The sequence below is a fragment of the Flavobacterium croceum DSM 17960 genome (assembly GCF_002917885.1).
GTDB lineage: Bacteria > Bacteroidota > Bacteroidia > Flavobacteriales > Flavobacteriaceae > Flavobacterium > Flavobacterium croceum.
In genome coordinates this window covers 1-19252 of sequence record NZ_PQNY01000016.1, presented here as the reverse complement: position 1 = coordinate 19252, position 19252 = coordinate 1, and the positions used below count along the sequence as shown (strand labels likewise).

Below are 19252 nucleotides of genomic sequence, written 5' to 3'. Positions count from 1 at the left end.
ATAAATTATTTATAGTATTTAAATTTTGCTTGTGCTATACTGTCTAATTCCCTTTTTAAAGGCGCTATTTCACGCTTAAATCTCGGTAAATTTCGAGACTCCATAGGTTGAGAATTTGGGAGCTTAAGTCTGAGTGCATCTACTTGAACACCATTTTTCCAGAAACGATAACATACGTGTGGCCCCGATGCCAAACCTGTACTCCCTACTTTTCCTATAACTTGCCCTTGTTTTACTTTTTGCCCTCTTCTTACCAATATTTTTGACATATGTAGATATTGTGTAGAGTAGGTTTTATCGTGTTTTACCTTTACAAAATTTCCATTTCCGGCGGTATAACCTGCTTGTTCTACAACTCCGCTTGCTGTAGTCATAATTGGTGTACCTGTAGGTGCGGCATAATCGGTACCATTGTGAGCTTTCCAGCGCAATTGCACAGGGTGAAATCTATTTTTTGAAAATCTAGAGGTAATATTCACAAATTTTAATGGTGCTTTAAGAAAATAATTTTTCAAAGCTTTCCCGTCTTGATTGTAGTAATCTACCTTCCCATTTCTGTCTTGCTGAAAAGGAAAAGCATAAATTTTTTCACCTTTATATTCAAAAAAAGCTGCTCTTAAACTATCAATCCCGTCGTATATAGTATCGTTTATATAACGCTCGGTAAAACTTATAGCAAATTTATCGCCTTTTCTCATTTTGAAAAAGTCAATAGTCCAAGCATAAACTCCTGATAGTTTTTTGGTTAAAGATGGATCTATATTATTTCTTTTTAATGTGGTTCCGAGAGATCCTGTAACCTCACCTGCTATGGTTTTCACCTTAAACGTAAGAGGTCTCGATTTTTTAAAGCCTACAATAGAGTCTCTCAAATCAATCATATAATAGTTAAGCCGATCAGGCTGATATATAAGAACTTGTAGTTTGTTGTATTTATCTTTTGATCTAAAGCAGATATACGGACGCATAAAACGAACTTGTGTAGGAAAAGAATCTTTTACTATTTTTATAATTTCTGATGCTTTTTTACCTGCTAAGTTTTGTTTTCTTAATATTCTTTCAAAAGTATCTTGGTGTCCTATCGTATCATAATGCACATTGAAATCGTCAAATTTCAATCCAAAATCTACGATTGGTTTTTTAGGTTCATAATCTTCAATAATAAAGTCTTCCTTTTCTTCTTTACAAGAAAAAAAAGTTAGTATTATTAAAAATATATATAGTGTTTTCTTCAAAAAAATAAAATCAAATTACACGTTCTCTCCCCATGTTTTCAACTCTTCTTCACTCCACAATTCTGGGAAAAATATTCTTCTTTGGTATTTAGGTAGCATATATTTTTTCCAATCACTACCTCCAGTTGCCTCGCCATTTCCTTGCCCGCTTTCTATATATTTTACAGCGGCATTGTAATGCCCCATTACCCAAGTAATATTTACTGTTTTATCGTAATGGCGCATTGCGGCTACTAAATTAGCATTTTGTTGGCTTTCAAGAGGTAATTCTTTAAATTTTCTCCATAAATTTATGGTGTTATACTCTTCCATAAAATTTAGAAAATGGTCTTTATACTTGCGTTCAAATTCTAAAATTAAATAGCTTTTTTTACCCGTAGCATGGTCTTTACCTGCTGCTTGCCAATACAAGTGTTCAAAAGCATGGGTGTAGGGCGTATTCCTATCTATAGTTGCTCTAAAACGGTAATCGATAAGATTAATTAAATCGGTAGATGCAAATTCTATCAATCTATATTGTGCACTTTGAAAACCGCTGGCAGGCGTTAATGTATTTCGAAATTTCATGTATTGAGCTACTTCCATTCCATCTCCCATAATATCAAATGAAGTGGTAAGCATATCAAAATAACGGCTTATTCTTCGTAATTTTTCTGTAAAAAATTCTGGAGAAGGCTGTGCTGTATGGCACACTTGCTTTATTTCCCACAATATCATTTTAAACAAAAGTTCATTGACTTGATGATACATAATAAAAACCATTTCGTCGGGCAAAATGGTTCTTTGTGTTTGCAAATTCAACAAGGCATCGGTTTGTATATAGTCCCAATAAGTAATGGGTTTAGACCATAGCAAGCCTTCTAAATGAGTATCTGTATTTTGATTTATTGCATCAAATTTTTGTTTTAATTGTTCTAGTAAATTTTGTGTTTCTGTCATGTTAATTTTTCACATAAAACGGATTGGATAATCCTTTAAACGATTCTAAATCGGCCTTTAAGGAACCTACAGCCAAGCTAGCTTTAATACGCAAAGGTATTTTGTTATCATCGTCAGAAATCCAAACGGTTAAACTTTCTTCTTCTTTAAAAACTCTACCAGACTGTACCAAAGGTCTAAATATTAAAGCTTTTGCTTCTCCAAACTTAGTATCTATTGATTCTCTACCCATAAATTTTAATTTAAACTTATAGGTTTCATCGTCAAAAAACATATCTACAGCTATCGATTCTCCTACTTTAAGTTTATCAACATTTGGATGATTTCTTAAGTAGTAAAATGTAGAAACTATATCTTGAATGTTTTCGGGCGTAGAAAAAGTTTTGCTGGTATTGTTTTTATAATCTTTTACTAAGATAGTGTTTTTATCTTGATTAAAAAAGCCTTCTTGATTTTTTGTATAACCTCCTTCGTCTATTTCTCTAACAAATTGATATGGTTTTCCTGTTACTTTGTCAAAATAACTTTCGTAATTGTCTTTTACTTTGAAAAATAATTTTGTCATACCTGTAGTATAGCCATTACCTATAGCATGGAATACTTTTTTTCCAAATTTGTTTTCTTCTTTAAGTTCTAATGTTGCATAACCCGCTGTAACCAAACCATAATGAATTCGAAATTTAAACCATTCTCCTGATTGATACGGTAATTCTCTTTGCTGGTCAAAGCTAACAGTTATAAAAACCAAGGCTAATAATAATATCTTTTTCATAATTACTCTCTTTGTTATTAATTTTTAAATATTCTATAACTGTATTGCAATTTTTGTTCCAAATGTATTAAAACAAAAAAACTCCATCAAATATTGACGGAGTTTTTATGCTATTAACCAACCAAAAAACTATAAATTATGAAAAACTTATATAAAATAAAAAGGTATCCCTTTTTGTTTTGAGTGTGCAAATTTAAGTTGGTTTTTTAAATTTTATTCAATAAAAATCAAACTTTAACATTTTTAACACAAAAAACAGCTTAAAAAAAGTCTATTTTTTAATAAAATGAAAAATTAAAGCGTTTTTATAATGTTCCTCGCAATGCTTGTTCTCTTTCTATTGATTCAAACAGAGCTTTAAAATTACCTGCGCCAAATCCTTTTGCTCCCATTCTTTGAATGATTTCGTAAAATAAAGTCGGGCGATCTTCTACGGGTTTTGTGAAAATTTGTAATAAATAACCTTCTTCGTCTGCATCTACCAAAATAGATAGTTTTTGAAGCTCTTTAATATCTTCTTTCATCATACTCATGTGTGTACCTAACCGTCTTGGTATATCATCGTAATAGGCTTGTGGTGGTGGTGGTAAAAATTCTACGCCACGCGCTTTTAATCCCGCTACTGTTTTTATAATATCGTCTGTAGCAACTGCTATATGTTGCACTCCAGAACCTTCATAAAAATCTAAATATTCTTCAATTTGCGATTTTTTCTTTCCTTCTGCAGGCTCGTTTATTGGAAATTTTATTCTGCCATTTCCGTTACTCATTACTTTACTCATTAGGGCTGAATATTCTGTATGTATTTGAGTGTCATCAAAAGAAAGGAAATTCTCAAATCCCATAACATCTTCGTACCATTTTACCCATTGGTTCATTTCGCCCCAACCTACATTGCCCACCATGTGATCAATATATTTGAGCCCTAATGGTTCTGGGTTATAATCTGATTTCCACTCCATATATCCTGGAAGAAAAGCTCCGTTGTAATTTTTTCTTTCTACAAAAATATGTACCGTTTCTCCATACGTATAAATACCCGAACGCACTACTTCGCCATGCTCATCTTTTTCTACGGTAGGCTCCATATACGATTTTGCACCTCTTTTTGTGGTTTCTTCCCAAGCCGAACGAGCATCTTCAACCCAAAGCGCTACTACTTTTACGCCATCTCCGTGCTTTTTTAAATGTTCGTTTATAGGAGAATTACTATTTAAGGGGGTTGTTAAAACGAGTTTTATTTTATCTTGTTTTACTACATAACTTACCTCATTGCGTGAGCCTGTTTCAAGTCCTTTGTAAGCAAATGATTGGAAACCAAATGCTGTTTTATAATAATGTGCAGCTTGTTTAGCATTTCCTACATAAAATTCTACATAGTCTGTTCCTAAAAGAGGCAAAAAATCTTGCGCTCCTTCAAATATTTTTTCGAGTCCGTACTCTACCGATTTTATTTCTTTCATAATCTTCCCCTATCCTCTTTGAGAGGAAATCCTACTAGGGGCAATAGGATTTTATGTTAATTATTGTGTGTTTTATTTATCTCTAACATTGCGTTTTTTATAACCACGATTGGTAATACTTTTCATCGGCAATTTTCATAGCCTCTTCTGTAACCATAAGAGGTTTAAAAGTATCGACCATTACAGCAAGTTCTAGCGTTTCTTTTTTTCCTATACTGCGCTCGGCTGCTCCTGGGTGTGGCCCATGTGGTATACCTGCAGGATGCAATGAGATATGCCCTGCTTCGATATCGTTTCTACTCATAAAATCACCGTCTACGTAATACAAAACCTCATCTGCATCTATATTACTATGATTATAAGGTGCAGGTATTGCTTGTGGATGATAATCGTATAAACGAGGCACAAAAGAGCATATTACAAAAGCATCGGTTTCAAATGTTTGATGAATGGGTGGTGGCAAATGAATTCGTCCTGTAATGGGTTCAAAATCGTGAATAGAAAAAGCATATGGGTAGTTGTATCCGTCATATCCTATAACATCAAATGGATGTGTAGCATAAATCATGTCAAATATTTCGTCTTTCTTTTTAATTTTGATTAAAAAATCTCCCTTTTCATTATAGGTTTCTAATTCTTCGGGACGACGTATATCTCTTTCACAAAATGGTGAATGTTCTAATAATTGTCCGAACCAATTTCTGTATTGTTTAGGAGTGTATACAGGCCTGTGCGATTCTACTATAAACAAACGGTTGTCTGTGGTGTCAAAATCTATTTTATAAATCATTCCGCGAGGAATAACGAGATAATCACCATATTTGAAATCTAAATTTCCAAGCATGGTTCGTAGTTTACCTGTTCCTTTATGAATAAAAATAACCTCGTCTGAATCTGTATTTTTATAGAAATATTCTGTTGTAGATTGTCTAGGTGCCGCCAAAACAATATGACAATCGGCGTTGGTTAAAACAATTTTCCTGCTTTCTAAAAAATCATCTGCCGCAGGAACTTCAAACCCTCTTAATCTATACGATTGAATATTATTGGATTTTGCAATTTTTGGAGCAACTGAGTATTGATTTCTTATTTCTTTTACTTGTGTTGGTCTTTGTTCGTGGTACATATTGGTAGACATACCATCAAAACCAACCGTACCAAACAATTGCTCATAATACAAATCTCCGTTTGGTTTACGAAATTGTATATGACGTTTGTGTGGAATAGTACCAAGTTTATGATAAATAGGCATAATTTTAAAATTAAATAATTAAATAATTAGTCAATGTGCCAATTGGAAAAGTGTCGTTGAGAAATTGTATTGAAAAAATTGACTAATTTTTGCATAAACAATTAGACACATAAAACATTCTCATTCAGGATTTCGTTTTATGAGGTATTTTAGTAGAATGGGTAAATTAATCCAGTTTTTCATTACTTTTTAGAAAAATTCTGATATTTAATAAACAAATATCGGAAAAGTTTGCTTGTTAAACAAAAAAATCCCAAACATACATTTGGGATTTTTTTGTTAAATTATTTGTTTAGTTTACTATTTTTAATGCCATATGTGAAATAAATTATTAATCCTATAGCAAGCCAAATTAAAAGTCTTGCCCAATTGGTCCATCCTAAACCATAAATCATGGCTAGACAAACGCCTACTCCCAATATAGGAACGAGAGGAAAGGAAGGATTAGATAATGGTGCTCTAAACTCACGTGGCATATCTGGTTCTTTTTTTCTAAGAACAATAACTGAAATACAAACCAAGATAAAAGCAAATAGAGTACCTATACTTGTCATATCTCCCACTATGTCTCCTGGAACAAAAGCTGCAAAGAGCCCTACTATTATTAAAATAATTAAATTAGCTTTGTACGGTGTTTTAAATTTTGGGTGCACTTCGCTAAATACTTTTGGCAGCAAACCATCATTACCCATAGAATAAAAAACTCGAGATTGTCCTAAAAGCATTACCAATATCACAGAAGAAAATCCTGCTAAAATAGCAACGGTTACAAAATCAGCTAACCATTTGTAACCCACCATATATTTCTGAATTGCATAGGCTACAGATGCTTCGCCACCTTCTCCTCTAAAATCTTCAACTGTTGCTACACCTGTCAGTACATGGGCAAAAAGTATATAAAGAATAGTACAAACAACTAACGATCCTAATATTCCTATAGGCATATCTTTTTTAGGATTTTTAGTTTCTTGTGCGGCAGTAGAAACAGCATCAAAACCTATAAAGGCAAAGAAAACGGTACCCGCTGCACCTAAAATCCCCATAATACCACCATAACTATGTCCTACCCCATGTGAATCTGTGTAGACAGATGGTTTTGGTATGTAAGGAGTATGGTTTACTGGATTAACAAAATGCCATCCAAAAATTATAATCATAATTACAATAGCTACTTTTGTAACAACAATAAGCCCATTTACAAAGGCAGATTCTTGAGTCCCTTTTATTAATAGTAAACTTATAATAGCAACTATAAATAATGCTGGAAGATTTATAATTCCTGATACACCATCTGACGAATGCTGAAAAGGAGAGTGGCACCATTCATAAGGAATGGGGCTTACATGGAGAACATTGACCAGTAGATTATTCAAATATTCACTCCAAGCAATTCCTACTGTAGCTGCACCTACGGCATATTCTAATATTAAATCCCAACCTATAATCCATGCTAATAATTCTCCCATAGTAGCATAGGTATAAGTGTATGCACTTCCCGAAATTGGAATTGATGAGGAGAGTTCTGCATAACAAAGTCCTGCTAGTGCACACCCTATGGCAGCAACTATAAATCCTATAGTAACTGATGGGCCTGCATTTTGAGCAGCAGCTGTAGCAGTTCGAACAAATAATCCTGCTCCTATAATTGCACCTATACCTAAAGCCACCAATGACCATGCTGTCAATGTTCTTTTTAGTCCTTTTTCAGAATCTGAGGCTTCTGCTAATAATTGCGTTATAGATTTCCTTTTCCAAATAGACATATACAATGTTTTTAGTTGATTAATTGTTCAAATATAACTTTTTTGTTTAATTTTTTAAACTATTTACAAAAAAACAACTATTAAAACCAAAAACCTACTCCAAACCAAGTATATCCTTTGGGTAATTCTGGAGACCAGCTATACTTAATTTCTAAAGGACCAATAAAGGTTTCTAAGCCATATCCAAAAGCATATCCCGAATATTTTGGTATTGATAGCCAGTTGCCTGTTTGAAACAAACCATTTTCGGCATTGGCGAAGTTTGCACTAAAATTTATGTGGTTTTTTTTGTAAAATTCAAAATCAAAAGTCAGGGCTGTTTTGATATAACTATCTGATGCAATTGACACAAAATCATAACCATAGAAATGTTTAAAATTATTAATTGGCATATAACCGTAACCTCCTAATATAAAGTCCATAAAATGAACACTTGATTCTCCAAAAGCCAATCCTGCTTCTGTTTGAAATTTTAAATTGATTTTTTTAAAAAAAGTTCTTGTAATACCTGTTTCTGCTTTCGCGATAGAAAATCGGTTGAATTTTTCGGTATAATTTGTAGAATAAAGGTATGATTGTAAATCGCCATTTAAGTACCATCCTTTTTTAGGAAAGTATTTATTGTCGAACGAGTCGTATTTTAAATACCCAAAAACACTTCCGTAATCGCTATTTTCAAATAGTGCTGAACTTTGTAATGTATTGGATTTCAATTTAATGTGTTTCCACTCTAAACCTGCTCCAATAAGAAACTTTTGTGCAAAAATGGTTTGTACATAGGTTTGATTTGTAAAATCTTGAAAATCAATATTTAAGGTGTTTATTCCTAATTGAGAAAAAGTAGAGCCGTTATTAAAATCGGTTGCAACATTGCGGTTGAATTGATTAAATCTAGATTTTACTCCAAAACTAAAATAGAAACCATTGTCTATATAATAATCTAGATTGTACCTAAAATTATCTCCCAATATAACATCTAAACTTATTACATCGTTTCTAAATAATGATCGTTTTTGGGTGATATTGGTAAGTATTCCACTTTTGTACAGCCCATCATAATGCAATCCAAACTTAAGAAAAGTTCTTATTTTACTTTCTTGAAGTGTTATGCTTAGTTCATCATTGTTGTTGTTATCATTTAATTGATAATATATAGATCGAAAATTTTGCGTTGCATTAAGTTTATTTATACCGTCTACCAATTGAGTGTAGGATATCTTGTTTTTTGTTTTAAATCCAAGTTTACCCATAACATAAGCTCGTGTATAATTTCGGAGTTCATTTATAGACACTTTGTTTATCCAAATACTATCAGACTCTTTTTTAAGAGGCGTTTTTTTATAATTTATATTCGAATAAATATTAAGTTGTTGAATATGTTGTAAGGCAGCCAATTCTCCTGCTTGAATAATTTTTGCACCATCATCAAAAGAAACAACATTGTAGGCAGAAATATCAGGTTTGATGTAGATGTCGGTTTGTTTAATCTTGTTCTTCATCGACTCTATCATTTGTAAATTGGATATTTGAACCAATATTCTCGTAGCGTCTTTAAGTTCGTTTCTGTCTTTTAGATTGTCTTGCACATCTACACCAATAATAATGTCTGCACCCATTTGTTTTACCAGCTCTACAGGATAATTATTAAGTACACCGCCATCAATAAGCATTTTACCGTCTATTTCTACAGGTGAAAACAAACTAGGAAAAGCCGAGCTTGCCAATATTGCTTGTGGCAAACACCCTTTATCGAGTACTATTTCTTTTCCTTTCTCAATATCAGTAGCCACACAAACAAACGGAATGGGTAGTTCTTTAAAATTGGTTGTATGATGTACGGGATGCAACAATCTTGTAAGCAAATTGTAATTGTACATTCCTTTGGATAAGGCTAAAGGTAATCCAAGGTTGAATTTTTTAAACGGTAAAGTAATGGCATACACCTCATCGTTTCTTTTTTCATAAAAACTTTTAGATTTTCTAGGGATATAATCTTGAAGAAGTTCTGTGAAATTTATTTCATGAAATAGCGAATCTATTTGCTTGGCTGTGTAGCCAGAAGCGTAAAGTCCGCCCACAACACTACCCATACTTGTTCCGCCAATATAATCTACTTTTATTCCTAATGAGTCTATTACTTTAAGCACTCCAATATGTGCAAAACCTTTGGCTCCTCCGCCCGAAAGCACAACGCCTATTTTGGGTTTCTGTATTGTATTTTGAGAAACCAATTGAAAAGGAATTAAAAAAAAGAACACAAACCAAAGCCTGTACTTAAAAAAATATGAGATATTTGTTTTATGGCTTATGGCTTGTATAAAGGCTTTCATAGTTGAGAATTTGTTTTGTAAAATTCGGAAATTTTTTTGGCTTTTGAAACACCTACTACTTCAGAAATTTCACTTTCGGAGGCTTCTTTAATTCTTTTAACACTTTTAAAGTGTTTTATTAAGATTTGCATTGTTTTTTCGCCAATGCCAGGTATGGTTTCCAAACTAGTTTGAATGGCAGACTTACTGCGTTTATCTCTATGAAATGTGATACCAAATCGGTGGGCTTCATTACGCAAATGCTGAATAACCTTTAATGTTTCTGACTTTTTATCAAGATACAAGGGTACTGAATCACCTGGATAAAACAATTCTTCTAGCCGTTTTGCAATACCTATAATTGCTATTTTACCACGAAGATTAAGTGCTTCCAAACTTTTTAAAGCCGATGATAGTTGCCCTTTACCTCCATCGATAACTATAAGCTGAGGCAAGGGTTCGTTTTCATCGAGTAGACGTTTATATCTACGGTAAACCACTTCTTCCATACTGGCAAAATCGTTTGGCCCTTCAACCGTTTTTATGTTAAAATGACGGTAATCTTTTTTGCTTGGCTTTCCGTCTTTAAAAACCACACATGCCGAAACAGGGTTTGTTCCTTGTATATTCGAATTGTCAAAGCATTCAATATGGCGAGGTTCTACAGTAAGACGCAAGTCTTTCATCATTTGTGCCATAATACGGTTGGTGTGCCGTTCTGGATCTACAATTTGTATTTGTTTGAGTTGTTCCAATCGATGGTATTTTGCGTTTCGAGTAGATAAATCGAGTATTTGCTTTTTGTCGCCGAGTTGTGGTACTGTAATTTTTAAATTTTCACCCAAATTTATAGCAAAAGGCACAACGATTTCTTTGGCTGTTAAATGAAACCGCTCTCGCAATTCTACCACAGCCAATTCTAATAATTCTTCATCGGTTTCGTCTAGTTTTTTCTTTAATTCTAATGTATGCGAACGAATAATAGCTCCGTGTGCTATTTGTAGAAAATTCACGTAAGCCATAGCCTCATCTGAAACAATAGAAAAAACATCTATGTTGTTTATTTTAGGATTAAAAACCGTAGAACGAGCTTGATAATTTTCAAGAACTTCTATTTTTTCTTTAATTTTTTGAGCTTCTTCAAATTGCATTTCTAGGGCATAGTCTTGCATCGTTTTTTTAAAATCGCGCAAACTGTCTTTAAAATTTCCTTTTAAAATTTCTCGAATAGCTCTTACATGTTTTTCGTAGTTTTCTTGTGTTTCATAACCTTCACATGGGCCTTTACAATTACCAATATGGTATTCCAAACATACTTTAAACTTACCTGAATTAATGTTGGATGGCTTTAAATCGAGATTACACGTTCGCAAAGGGTACAACTCTTTTATTAAATCGAGTATCGTATGTACTACTTTAAAATTGGTATAAGGCCCAAAATATTCCGAGCCGTCTTTTACCATACGGCGGGTAGAAAACACTCTCGGAAAAGGTTCTTTTTTTATACATATCCACGGATAACTCTTATCGTCTTTGAGTAATACATTGTAGCGTGGTTGTAGTTTTTTTATAAGATTGTTCTCAAGCAAAAGCGCATCGGCTTCGGTAGCCACTACAATGTGTTTTATCTCAACAATTTTGCGAACCAGCACATTGGTTTTGGCATTATCGTGATGTTTATTGAAATACGAAGAAACTCTTTTTTTAAGATTTTTTGCTTTACCTACATATAAAATTTTACCCTCTTTGTCGTAATATTGATATACACCAGGGTTATCGGGTAATGTTTGTATTTGAAGTTCTAATGAAGCGTGCATAAAACAAAGATAAAAATAATTGATTTGCGATTATTCTTGAAAATTAATATATTTATAATCGCCTTAAAATCAAATAAATATGTTAAAAAGAACTTTACTACTAGAAAACAAAGCTTCGGTAACCACCAAAAATCAACAGCTTGTAATAAAAACCGAAGTAAAAGAAAGTACTATACCTGTAGAAGATATTGGCTATTTAGTACTCGATAATGCCGAAATTTACATAAGTATTCCTGCTTTAAATTTACTTATAGAGCATAATGCTGCTGTGATAATTTGCAATGCCCATCACTTACCCAATGGTTTGTTTATGAATTTAAACAGTCATCATATTCAACAAGAAATTTTTAAGCACCAAATAAATGCTTCCGAACCACTCAAAAAACAACTTTGGCAACAAACCATTGTTGAAAAAATTACCAATCAAGGTATTTTGTTGGAAAAAATAACTGGAAAGAAAAATAATTTTGATTTTTTATCTCGAAAAGTTTTAAGTGGCGATACAAGTAATATGGAAGGTGTTGCTGCAAATTTTTATTGGAAAACATTTTTTGAACAAAATTTTAAACGTGAACGCTTTGGTGATTACCCAAATAATTTTTTAAATTATGGATATGCTATTTTAAGAGCAGCTACAGCAAGGGCTTTGTCTGGAAGCGGGCTATTAAATACGCTAGGTATTCATCATAAAAGTAAATACAATGCTTTTGCTTTAGCCGATGATATTATGGAACCATTTCGCCCAATGGTAGATGAAAAAGTTTTTGAAATAATGCAGAACTATTCTGAACAAGAATTAAATACCAAAATAAAAAGCGAATTATTGCAAGTTCTTACTAAAACGGTATATTTTAAAGAAGAAAAAAGTCCGTTGATGGTTGGTTTACAAAAAACGGCCAGCTCTTTACAACAATGTTATTTGGGTGAACGTAAAAAAATAAACTATCCAAAATTATGGAACTAAATGGATACCGAATTATGTGGTTATTTGTGTTTTTTGATTTACCTACAGATACTAAAAAAGACCGAAAAAATGCTTCGGGTTTTAGAACCAGCTTACTAAAAGATGGATTTAGTATGATGCAATATTCGGTGTATATACGCCATTGCGCTAGTAGTGAAAGTGCCGATGTACACGAAAAACGAATACATACCTTATTACCACCATTGGGCAAAGTAAGTGTGTTGCGAATTACAGATAAACAGTTTGGTAATATTTTGAATTTTTGGGGCAAAGCCGAAGTACCCAAAACGCCCCAACCTACCCAATTGGAATTATTTTAAAATAAAAAAATGCCTCAATTTTGCCTTATCACTACAAAAAAGAAGCATTTTTTATTACGATATTTCAACACAATTAATTGATTATCAAAATATAGAAAGCTAACTAATATCGTGTTTTCAAATCTTTAATCAAACCACAACTCGTTAGCTCCCATTACTAACGCACCGCCGAATATCGTGTTTTCAAATCTTTAATCAAACCACAACTGATGATATTTCTAAAATTACAAATAGTTAAATATCGTGTTTTCAAATCTTTAATCAAACCACAACCTTAAATTACGCCTCATTTGTTGAAAGCGCAATATCGTGTTTTCAAATCTTTAATCAAACCACAACGTATTGTTTGCTAGTATCATGCTGTTACTGAATATCGTGTTTTCAAATCTTTAATCAAACCACAACTAGATTAAATAAAAATCGGGTAGGGTTATAATATCGTGTTTTCAAATCTTTAATCAAACCACAACGAACAAAGATTATTTTATAAAAAAGGTTTCAATATCGTGTTTTCAAATCTTTAATCAAACCACAACTATGTAAAAAAGATAAACAGCGGTTAACAAAATATCGTGTTTTCAAATCTTTAATCAAACCACAACCCGCAAATGCAGTCATCAACAAAAGAATGGAATATCGTGTTTTCAAATCTTTAATCAAACCACAACTATATAGCCATCTTTAGTAATACGTTCATGAATATCGTGTTTTCAAATCTTTAATCAAACCACAACTCATTTAAGCTTTTAATAAATTTTGTAAATAATATCGTGTTTTCAAATCTTTAATCAAACCACAACTCTGTATTACCAGAAATAGACAAACCAATAAATATCGTGTTTTCAAATCTTTAATCAAACCACAACTTATGAATTGGGTTTAATATTGACAAGGCAAATATCGTGTTTTCAAATCTTTAATCAAACCACAACTTGAGAGTTGCTTACAATAGCTGAATAATTAATATCGTGTTTTCAAATCTTTAATCAAACCACAACTCTACACAATCCTCATTATACACCACAGAAAATATCGTGTTTTCAAATCTTTAATCAAACCACAACCAGCATAAGCATTGTCGGCATCAACCTCAAATATCGTGTTTTCAAATCTTTAATCAAACCACAACTTGTTCAAGTGTTAAATCACAATCTTTTTAATATCGTGTTTTCAAATCTTTAATCAAACCACAACAATGTGCATATTGAAATAATTAATTAGTTAAATATCGTGTTTTCAAATCTTTAATCAAACCACAACGCATAAGCACAAACACTGATGTAGCATTCAAATATCGTGTTTTCAAATCTTTAATCAAACCACAACTGGCTCGATTAGATAAAGACAGACAGAAAAAATATCGTGTTTTCAAATCTTTAATCAAACCACAACGTATTTTGTTGCAGTTGATTTCTTATTGGAATATCGTGTTTTCAAATCTTTAATCAAACCACAACAACGTTTCTTTTTATGATTTTGGAAACTGAATATCGTGTTTTCAAATCTTTAATCAAACCACAACTTATAAGTCCTAATTGTTGTTGTTGTACATAATATCGTGTTTTCAAATCTTTAATCAAACCACAACTGAGTGAACTGTCGCCGAAACTCCGTTGTGGTTTGGCTGTTTAAGAGTTTGAAAACTTTATGTCAAAGAACCTTTAAAAATCTAATGCAATCCTAACTTCTTTTTAATTTCACTTAAAAGCTCCTCTTTTGTTTTTGTACTAAATCCACTTTTTTGAAGATCTATCAATTTTAGCTTGGATTTTTTCTATTTGTTCTTTTGTTAATTTTGAGTCATCCATAATTATATTTTTTCAAATTTACCTGTTGGCAAAACTTTAAAATCAATTCCTTCAACAAAGGCAGTAAATTGATTATGATTCATTTTTCTTGTTGGTTTATTTTCACCTAATTTAAAAATCCCATCGGGCTTAAAATTATCTTTTTTAATATCATCTGATTTTCTTGCTTCTTTAAAATATCTTAACATTATAATTCCAAACTCATACAATTTTCCTGATACAACTTGCCTTTGAATTGACAAGCCTTCAATTATGTATATTCTTCCTTTAAAATCAACTATTTCAGAAATATCTTTCGGACTTTCAACTTCCTTGTCATAAAAAATAACTTGTTGACCTCGCTTTAAAACTACATCTCTATTGTTTCTTTTTTCAATTGGTACTAAAACTTTTTCCCCTTTTACTTCTTTTTCTTTGTATAAAGGGTAAAATCCTTGTCCTTGTTTGATAAGTTTAGCTAAGTTAAAATTATTTATTAGTTCAAATTCTCTTTTGCCATCGAGTTCATAAATTGCCATGGCATAGTTTTCATCATTCTGCCCATAAACCTTTTGTTTATGTTCATGTCTTGATTTTGACAATAAACTATGTTCTTTTATTTCTAATGGATTTTTTACAGAATTAGCATAAATTCTTACTTTGTTTATTGGCACTTGTTTTTCTTCATTCATCCAAACAATACCATCCATTTTATTTTTTTGTTGTGCGTTTGATGAAAGCAATAGGACTTTATTTGAAATTGCTTGTTTTACTTTTTCTTTTACAGTTTCATCGACAATATTTTCAATATCATTGGCTTTCAGACTTTCTAAATCTTTACGAATAACATATCTAATCTCTTCTGTATTTAATGGGTTTTTAATCGCTCCATAAATACTGTCTTGATGTAATGAACCTCTTATGGTGTCACCTTGATGAAATCTTGGAAGTTTTTTTCCGTTTTTATCTAGCTTGTAAATAATTTTCCCATTTACATCTTTTTTGGGTATTGCTTTTCCTTTTCCATCTCTTTCAATTTCTGCAATAAATTGTTTTTTACCTCGAACTCTTACAATTTTTTTAGATTGTTTTTTGACATTGTCAGGTGTAAAATGCGAAACCAAAATTTCTTCTTCAATTTTTTCTAAATCTTCTTTAAAAGTTTTCCAAGGTTTGGCATCCGACATGAGATCTCTTGCTTTTGGCTTATCTTGCTCATCTTCCGAAGTCCATGCTTTTGCCAAAACATCATATTTATCTTTGGTCATGCAAGCAATCGTAATAGCGTCAATGGTATGATGAGTGTGTTTACTTCGGTCTTTTTCTTTGTACTGCTTGAATCCATTTTCATCCATGTAACTTTCTTGAATTCCCCATTGTTTTCTGAACTCGGCAACCATGCCGCCTTTTACACTCTCTACTCTTTTAAAATACGACTTTAAATACGCTTGAGCATATTTGGTAATGATTCCTGTATCTGGAATTTGGCTATTTTTAAAACCAACTTTGGGTTCTTTCCAAATAAATCGATCGTATTTGCCTTGTAGATAATCTCTTTTTAAAGTAAGGTAATGTCTTTTTCTAATTTTTTTATCTTTATCTTCTTTTGTTGAAGCTGACTTTATTGATTTTGACAATCCCTGAATCATGTTATCTAATTCTTCAGCTTCTTTTTTCCAATGTGAAACACGTTGTTTAATATCTTCATGGTTAATCAATTCAAAAGGCATTTTATTACCTTTGATTTCTCTATTAAAACGCGGAGAACACAGCGTTTTATTCATTTGAGAATTATCCTGAGAAATACTTCTTGGAATTGTATGTTCAATATCATAGGCTGGATTACTACCTATAATATCACAAATACTTATGTTTTTACCTTGTTCGTATATTTCACATTTACCTTGTTCAATCCATAGTTGGTACCTTAAAATATCGTCTTCTGTAGGTTCTACCTCTTTTTTACAATCTTCAAAATAGAGTTTCTTAATTTCTTTGATAGCTTCTTCTCTAAACTTCTTATTTTCATTCTGATAATCTTGAATTCCTTTTCTTTTATTAGCATCGTTTAATTGGCGAGCCATTTCAATATGAATTCTAGTATTTTCATCCACTTGACCCTCTAAAATTAAAGTATTTAAAACTTTGCGTAATTGATGCAAAGCACGCATTGCCATTGGATTTTTTATTGATGGTGTTAAAGGACTACCTAAAACTACTTTTTCATTTCCAAATTCATCTTTTATAATTTTCTTTTTGAATTTTTCAATATCGGATGGGTGGTATAGTTTTTTTAATCTGTTTGCTATTTTCTTCTCCTTTTCTTCATCAGTTCCTTTTTCTTCTGTACAAAAAACTTGTCCAGTTTCGTTTTCTCCTTTCAGAAATTCTATAACTTTTTCATCTAAACGCTTTATTTTGATGTATTCATACTTTTTTAATTGTTCAATAAAAATTGGAAATAAATTTTCAAAAATATTTGTTTGTTCCTGTTCGTTTTCTATTTGGAAAGATTTATATAAAGTATTGAGTTTTTTCTTTAAATCAGTTTTAAAATTTGCCTCAGCTTCCAAAGAATAATAAACTTTATTTCCGTCTTTATCTTCAGTTTTATATTCTTTAAGTAATCCGTTAATTACCTCTAATTGATTTTTCTCAAACGTATAATTCTCAACTATTTCAGCAATTTTTGTTTGAATGTATTTTCGTTGTTCAATATCTTTCCAAATGTTTTCATCAACAATATTTTCAATATTTGCCATAAAAACCGCATGAGAATACAACAAACCCTCTTTAATATAAGGAAGAATTTTATTGATTGCAGACAAACTCAGATTTCCAAAATCCTTTTTTAATTTGATTTTACCGAATGCTTTTGCATTTTTATCATCAAAACCTAATTTCTCTTTAGCATACTCATTCAAATAAACATCAGATGTTGCAACAGAAAGTAAATGCCATAAATCTTTATAATCAACTGATTTTGTTACTTCTACTTTTTTAGAATTTAATGTTCTATAAGTGAAAATTTTAGTTTTCCAATCTTCACCAATAACATTTTTTAATGATGCAGAAACTTGGCAAGCAGCTACTGAATCAGTCGGTTTATAATTAAACCAATAAAAAAAGTCATTTTTTTTAGATGATTTGTAGTAACCAAAACTTGCTCCTTTTTCAATTAATTCTTTGGCTAAAACTTCGAAATTGAAATCGTTTTTTCTATAGAATTTTGGGACTAATTTTAACTTCTCTTCTTGAGTAAGAAACCGCAATGTTTTTTCGCTTTGTTTACCAATTTTAATAGTGTTCAAATAGGTCCACATTCTGTATTCTTCAAAATCTGGATGCGAAATGGCACAACGAGATTTACTGGTTTCAAAAGAACATTTTCCAATTAATCCCTTTTGAGATTTTAATGGTCTTTGAAAGAAAATGGCTTTGTATAATTCTTTAGCTAAACCAACAAACTTTTTTTCGGGTAGTTTCTCATCTTCATTTATTGAATCAATTCCTTGAACTTTACAAATAGTTATAAATTCTTCGAGATAATGTTCCTCTCTTGAAGTATATTGATTTCTAATTTTTGCATTATTGTATAAACTGAAAAAATATTGCCCTAAAGTTTTAAAATTTCCATCAAGCATAGCTTGTGAAATATCTTTTATTTTACCTTTTACTTTTCCTAAATCTTCTTTCTTATTTAATCTTGCAATAAGCTCTTCTTTACATTTAACAAGATCATCTTCGTATTTTTTAGTAATAGCAACCAAAGAATTATAAAGAGATTTTAGCTTTTTTTCGCCTTCATCTAAATCTTTTTTAAAAACACCTTTTTCAATATCTTCAATTAAACCATGATTGACATAATAATCTTTTAGCTCATTTAGAATTAATTTTGTGTCTTCTAAATCTTCAACAAGACTTTGTATTTGAGGATTGTGTTCTTCGAAAATTCCTTCGGCTGATTGATCTAAACGATTACTCAAGAAACCTCTTCTTTGAGCAATATGATAGAATGCACGACCTAATTCATACAACGTAACTTTTTGTTTACTCGCTTTATCTCTAAAATAATAGGGGTTGATATTTTCTTCTTCGTCAGTTCTTAACCATTTTAAAAATTCAGGATTTAAAGGATAATTCTTGAATCTAGATTTTTTCCATTCTTTAACTTCTTCAATTGACAATGGACACATTCCATTTAACGAAAGTATTTTTAGAGTCTCATATTTTCTTAACTTTCTTCTGTATTTTATTTTTCTAGCACTCCTGTATCCTGTTCGCTCAGCAGCACGAGAACTTTCTATTCCTTTTTCGGATTTTACTCCCTCCGAAAAAATTCTTACTCCTTTATCAATAATTTGTTTAACCCCTTCGTTTTCAGTATCACGAATCGCCCAGCCAATCGAGTTTGTTCCTAAATCTAAACCTAATATTTTTGCCATTTTGTATCGCTTTAAAATCAATTACTAAAAATAAGAAAAAGAAAATAAATAACATTACGGAAAACCGTAAACCAACTAAAATATATTTTGTACCCGTTGTGCATTATAAAAAAAGTTGCTCAAATCATTAATAATGATTAAATTGTATTGACTTTCAAACAATTACAATAATGAGCAACCTTGAAG

11 protein-coding genes and 1 CRISPR repeat array are annotated in these 19252 nt (G+C 31.5%); of the genes, 2 read left to right on the top strand and 9 right to left on the bottom strand.

The genetic code is table 11. The features are described 5' to 3' along the window. Nucleotides 1-5: 5 nt before the first annotated feature. The 8 genes from Q361_RS11180 to uvrC form a co-directional block, all read right to left on the bottom strand. Nucleotides 6-1235 (bottom strand): M23 family metallopeptidase, encoded by a 1230-nt coding sequence (locus Q361_RS11180; RefSeq protein WP_103726822.1) that lies wholly within the window; start codon nucleotides 1233-1235, stop codon nucleotides 6-8. Between the two features lie 15 nt (nucleotides 1236-1250). Next, nucleotides 1251-2174, bottom strand: a complete 924-nt coding sequence (locus Q361_RS11175; protein WP_103726821.1) for a tryptophan 2,3-dioxygenase family protein — start codon at nucleotides 2172-2174, stop codon at nucleotides 1251-1253. 1 nt (nucleotide 2175) lies between these two features. Beyond that, complete coding sequence (locus tag Q361_RS11170; RefSeq protein WP_103726820.1) at nucleotides 2176-2946, bottom strand: DUF3108 domain-containing protein; 771 nt, start codon at nucleotides 2944-2946, stop codon at nucleotides 2176-2178. A 305-nt stretch (nucleotides 2947-3251) separates the two neighbouring features. Next, the gene (gene hppD / locus Q361_RS11165; protein WP_103726819.1) at nucleotides 3252-4412 is read right to left on the bottom strand and encodes a 4-hydroxyphenylpyruvate dioxygenase; all 1161 of its coding nucleotides are present in this window, start codon (nucleotides 4410-4412) and stop codon (nucleotides 3252-3254) included. Between the two features lie 94 nt (nucleotides 4413-4506). Beyond that, nucleotides 4507-5661, bottom strand: a complete 1155-nt coding sequence (locus tag Q361_RS11160) for a homogentisate 1,2-dioxygenase (protein WP_103726818.1) — start codon at nucleotides 5659-5661, stop codon at nucleotides 4507-4509. A gap of 284 nt (nucleotides 5662-5945) precedes the next feature. Then, a complete protein-coding gene (locus tag Q361_RS11155) occupies nucleotides 5946-7424 on the bottom strand; it encodes an amino acid permease (RefSeq protein WP_103726817.1) in 1479 nt (492 codons plus the stop codon). An 80-nt stretch (nucleotides 7425-7504) separates the two neighbouring features. Next, nucleotides 7505-9754, bottom strand: coding sequence for a patatin-like phospholipase family protein (locus Q361_RS11150; protein WP_103726816.1), 2250 nt, complete (start codon nucleotides 9752-9754; stop codon nucleotides 7505-7507). Next, nucleotides 9751-11550, bottom strand: a complete 1800-nt coding sequence (gene uvrC, locus Q361_RS11145; RefSeq protein ID WP_103726815.1) for an excinuclease ABC subunit UvrC — start codon at nucleotides 11548-11550, stop codon at nucleotides 9751-9753. The genes Q361_RS11150 and uvrC overlap by 4 nt, the downstream gene beginning before the upstream one ends. A gap of 79 nt (nucleotides 11551-11629) precedes the next feature. On the opposite strand from uvrC, the gene cas1 reads away from it, so the two are divergent. Together cas1 and cas2 are read left to right on the top strand one after the other, a co-directional pair. After that, a complete protein-coding gene (cas1, locus tag Q361_RS11140) occupies nucleotides 11630-12514 on the top strand; it encodes a type II CRISPR-associated endonuclease Cas1 (protein WP_103726814.1) in 885 nt (294 codons plus the stop codon). Beyond that, nucleotides 12505-12834, top strand: a complete 330-nt coding sequence (gene cas2 / locus Q361_RS11135) for a CRISPR-associated endonuclease Cas2 (protein WP_103726813.1) — start codon at nucleotides 12505-12507, stop codon at nucleotides 12832-12834. Before cas1 ends, cas2 begins: the two co-directional genes overlap by 10 nt. Before the next feature lie 105 nt (nucleotides 12835-12939). After that, nucleotides 12940-14422: a CRISPR direct-repeat array (repeat unit 36 nt; unit sequence AATATCGTGTTTTCAAATCTTTAATCAAACCACAAC). A gap of 222 nt (nucleotides 14423-14644) precedes the next feature. Here cas2 and cas9 read toward each other — a convergent pair. Next, nucleotides 14645-19066, bottom strand: a complete 4422-nt coding sequence (cas9, locus tag Q361_RS11130) for a type II CRISPR RNA-guided endonuclease Cas9 (RefSeq protein ID WP_103726812.1) — start codon at nucleotides 19064-19066, stop codon at nucleotides 14645-14647. Nucleotides 19067-19252: the final 186 nt, after the last annotated feature.

Excerpts from the sequence above, each read along its gene's own strand:
- cas1 (WP_103726814.1), top strand. The coding sequence starts at position 11,630 with ATGTTAAAAAGAACTTTACTACTAGAAAACAAAGCTTCGGTAACCACC.
- Q361_RS11175 (WP_103726821.1), bottom strand. The coding sequence starts at position 2,174 with ATGACAGAAACACAAAATTTACTAGAACAATTAAAACAAAAATTTGAT.
- uvrC (WP_103726815.1), bottom strand. The coding sequence starts at position 11,550 with ATGCACGCTTCATTAGAACTTCAAATACAAACATTACCCGATAACCCT.
- Q361_RS11160 (WP_103726818.1), bottom strand. The coding sequence starts at position 5,661 with ATGCCTATTTATCATAAACTTGGTACTATTCCACACAAACGTCATATA.
- Q361_RS11155 (WP_103726817.1), bottom strand. The coding sequence starts at position 7,424 with ATGTCTATTTGGAAAAGGAAATCTATAACGCAATTATTAGCAGAAGCC.
- cas2 (WP_103726813.1), top strand. The coding sequence starts at position 12,505 with ATGGAACTAAATGGATACCGAATTATGTGGTTATTTGTGTTTTTTGAT.
- Q361_RS11170 (WP_103726820.1), bottom strand. The coding sequence starts at position 2,946 with ATGAAAAAGATATTATTATTAGCCTTGGTTTTTATAACTGTTAGCTTT.
- Q361_RS11150 (WP_103726816.1), bottom strand. The coding sequence starts at position 9,754 with ATGAAAGCCTTTATACAAGCCATAAGCCATAAAACAAATATCTCATAT.
- cas9 (WP_103726812.1), bottom strand. The coding sequence starts at position 19,066 with ATGGCAAAAATATTAGGTTTAGATTTAGGAACAAACTCGATTGGCTGG.